This window comes from Bacillus hominis (assembly GCF_018332515.1).
GTDB lineage: Bacteria > Bacillota > Bacilli > Bacillales > Bacillaceae_G > Bacillus_A > Bacillus_A hominis.
Genome location: NZ_BOQD01000495.1, coordinates 1 through 3,027, shown reverse-complemented (window position 1 = coordinate 3,027; position 3,027 = coordinate 1). Strand labels below are relative to the sequence as shown.

At 32.9% G+C, this 3,027-nt stretch carries 3 protein-coding genes and 1 pseudogene; 3 read left to right on the top strand and 1 reads right to left on the bottom strand.

The window, feature by feature from the left end; genetic code table 11:
• A partial coding sequence (locus tag KI356_RS26840) for a DUF3895 domain-containing protein (RefSeq protein WP_212936968.1) occupies positions 1-287 on the top strand: 287 nt, incomplete at its 5' end.
• 178 nt (positions 288-465) lie between these two features.
• On the opposite strand, the pseudogene KI356_RS26835 reads toward KI356_RS26840, so the two are convergent.
• A pseudogene (locus KI356_RS26835) lies at positions 466-693 on the bottom strand (DNA alkylation repair protein); the annotation flags it as partial.
• Between the two features lie 347 nt (positions 694-1,040).
• Here KI356_RS26835 and KI356_RS26830 point away from each other — a divergent pair.
• Together KI356_RS26830 and KI356_RS26825 are read left to right on the top strand one after the other, a co-directional pair.
• Positions 1,041-1,811 carry a DnaD domain-containing protein gene (locus KI356_RS26830; RefSeq protein ID WP_212936967.1) on the top strand — a complete coding sequence of 257 codons (771 nt, stop codon included), beginning with the start codon at positions 1,041-1,043 and terminating at the stop codon, positions 1,809-1,811.
• A gap of 322 nt (positions 1,812-2,133) precedes the next feature.
• The gene (locus KI356_RS26825) at positions 2,134-2,811 is read left to right on the top strand and encodes a response regulator transcription factor (RefSeq protein WP_128280562.1); all 678 of its coding nucleotides are present in this window, start codon (positions 2,134-2,136) and stop codon (positions 2,809-2,811) included.
• Positions 2,812-3,027 lie beyond the last annotated feature (216 nt).

Here is a 3,027-nt window from a genome sequence, read left to right as displayed (position 1 = left end):
AAAAAGAAAAAGAAAAAGAAAAGGTGGGGGTAGCTGATATACTAGTACCTTTATCACCATTACAAAAAGATATATTGGAATTAGTGGATTCTGAAGAAATAAGTGCACTTGAGCTATGCGAACAATTAATACGATCTGGCAAAATATCAGATGAAAGATTCACAACGAATAAGCCTAAAGCATATGGACAAGTATGCTTACTATTAGAAGGTTTTGTTAAAGAAGGAAAGCTTATTTTTGTCAAAAGTGATGAGAAAAGAGATAGGGTTTATAAAGTGAAACTTTAATCAGTGGGGGGCATCCCCTACTGATTATTAGCCTTCACCAATCGGGCGTTAATGCGGGATAAATTTCTAACATATAAGTTGTCCAGAGGTAAAGGAATGATTTCTAAGGAGAAAGTTCAGTAATCAAAGCAAAAAGGGGTGTAAATCAAGAAAGATTGATACCCCTTTTTGCTGTTTTTTAACATCTTACATACTTACGTTTGAACCCAAGTCTTCCTCTATCAAGTTCTTTCTGAATACTTTCGTAAGCATTTAGAAAACTACTTTTTTTATTGTCACGTTTTACTTCTACTATACCAACTTCTCTTGCAGTCTCGACTGCCTTTTTATGTAGTGGCACATATGAAATTGCCACAGTGTTTAGAAAATGATTCATAGCGGATTTTGTTCGTTTTGGCGAATCATGTTAGTCATTTTGAAAGTTTTGATTTTGTAATTGTTACTAGTTATCTATAATTTTGGGAATATTACAGTAAGGAAATGTAGGGGAGACCTAATCAAAATTATTAGATGAGAAACACTATATAAGCCCCTTCCAAGCCCCTCATAAGCACCTACCAAGTAATAAATCACTAAGAAAAAACAATACAAAACAAAAACAACTACAAGAACAACAAAGCGCGAAAAAATAAAACCGTCGTTGTAGTAGTAAAAAAAATTGTAATTCAAATGCCAAAACCGTTTGCCCATTCCTATATTTATATTGAAGGATTAAAATCTTCCTATTTACTAGCAAAGAGTGGAGGGAAACATATGGCGGTATACCGTAATGTGCAGGTGAACTTTTGGCAAGATGAATTCATATTAGATTTAACGCCAGAGGAGCGTTATTTTTACATATATTTGTTAACTGGTACGAAAACGAAGCAATGTGGTATTTACATATTACCGAAGCGTTTGGCAGAACTTGAAACAGGTTACAGTATGGAAACTGTTGAGAAGTTATTGAACCGATTTGTGGAATACGGGAAGATTTTATATGATGCGGAAACGAAAGAGATATTCATAATAAATTGGTTACACTATAATCCTATTTTTAATGCGAACATAGAGAAATGTGTATTACGTGAGCTGAAAACGGTGAAAAGTAAAGAGTTCCTACATAAGTTTTTACGTAAATGTCTTGAGGAAGAATGCAAGATTCCGTTATTACTTCAGTATTTTGGTATGCCAGAGGAAGAGATTAGTAGTAATTCACAACAAGAAATTACTCAAGAGAAGGACGATACGGAAGAGGTAGAAAGAGAAGAGGATGCCACTACACATAGTGACATTTACAAGTTTTACGAACAAAATATTAGTAGTTTATCTCCATATATCGTGAAGGAATTAAAGGGGTGGATGCAAAGAGTTTCAGAAAGCTCAGTACTAGAGGCACTTAAAATTGCGTTTAAAAACAATAAGCGAACATTTTCTTATGTAAAGGGGATTTTGAGAAATTGGTGTAAAAAAGGGCGAGTAAACTTCAGTAAAGAAAAGGGAGCAGTGCGTAAGAGAGAAGTATTCAGTTTGTATGATCCATAGCATGAGAAAGGAAGGTTTTTTCTTTTCTAAAAGGTTCTTTCACCATAGAAGCGAATAGTTTGAGAAGGGAAGGGTTAATAGGATTTAAATCCTCAAAATGATCGTTAGCGTATAATTTCCGCGTTTTGTCGATGGGCCCCTTAATGATTAAATAAGATTTATTTAAACTTTCATATATTTTGTGTTTTTACTCATATTTATTATAAAATTTTACAGAGTTCTCCTGATAAGCTGTTATAATAGATTTTTTAAGAATGTAAGATTTATAAATCTTACATTCTTTTATCTAACTAAGTTATGTTGAAGTAGAGGTGAACCATCGGTGAAGCAGGTGTTAGTAATTAAGAATAAACGGTCTTTAGCAAAGAAAATCGTAAGCGGTCTACAGCAAGAAGGCTATTTCATTTTAACACTTCACAATGAAAACAAAGGTTTAAATATAGTATATGAGCAAGATTGGGATATTATCGTATTGGATTGGGATTCATTAAGTATATCTGGACCAGAAATTTGCAGACAAATACGATTTGTTAAAACGACACCGATAATTATTGTGACCGACAATATTTCTAGCAAAGATTGCATAGCAGGGTTAGAAGCAGGAGCAGATGATTATATAAGAAAACCATTTGTGAAAGAAGAATTAGTAGCAAGGGTAAAAGCTATTTTAAGAAGAGGTGACGGTATCCAGCAAACCGAGACAAACTTGTTTCGGTTTAAAGATCTCTTTGTTGATACATCTCGCAATATTGTGACAAAAGGTGATGAAAATCTTTCACTTACTAAGCGCGAGTACGATTTACTTGTATTTTTAATCAAGAATAAAAATACAATATTCAGTCGTGAAATACTTTTGAACCAGGTTTGGGGATATGAAGTAGCAGTAAATCCAAATGTAGTGGATTTATATATTGGGTATGTAAGAAAAAAGTTAAAGTGCGAGAAGAAAGATAGATATATTCAAACAATACATGGCAGGGGCTATTCAATGATTGAATAGTAAAAATAAGATAATAGGTACAGTTTGTTACAATTATCAATATCAAGCATAATCGAAAAAAACGAGTAAAAACAGTTTCATCCAGTTTTACTCGTTTTTTTGTTCTATTAAATCTGGTAATCAAATAGTTTCTGGATGATATTGAAGAGACGGAAACCATAAAAAGAATACCTCACATATTACTTTATGTATCCAAGCTATGCTTAATTTTATTTA

Coding starts and splice junctions, on each gene's coding strand:
- KI356_RS26830 (WP_212936967.1), top strand. CDS start 1,041: ATGGCGGTATACCGTAATGTGCAGGTGAACTTTTGGCAAGATGAATTC.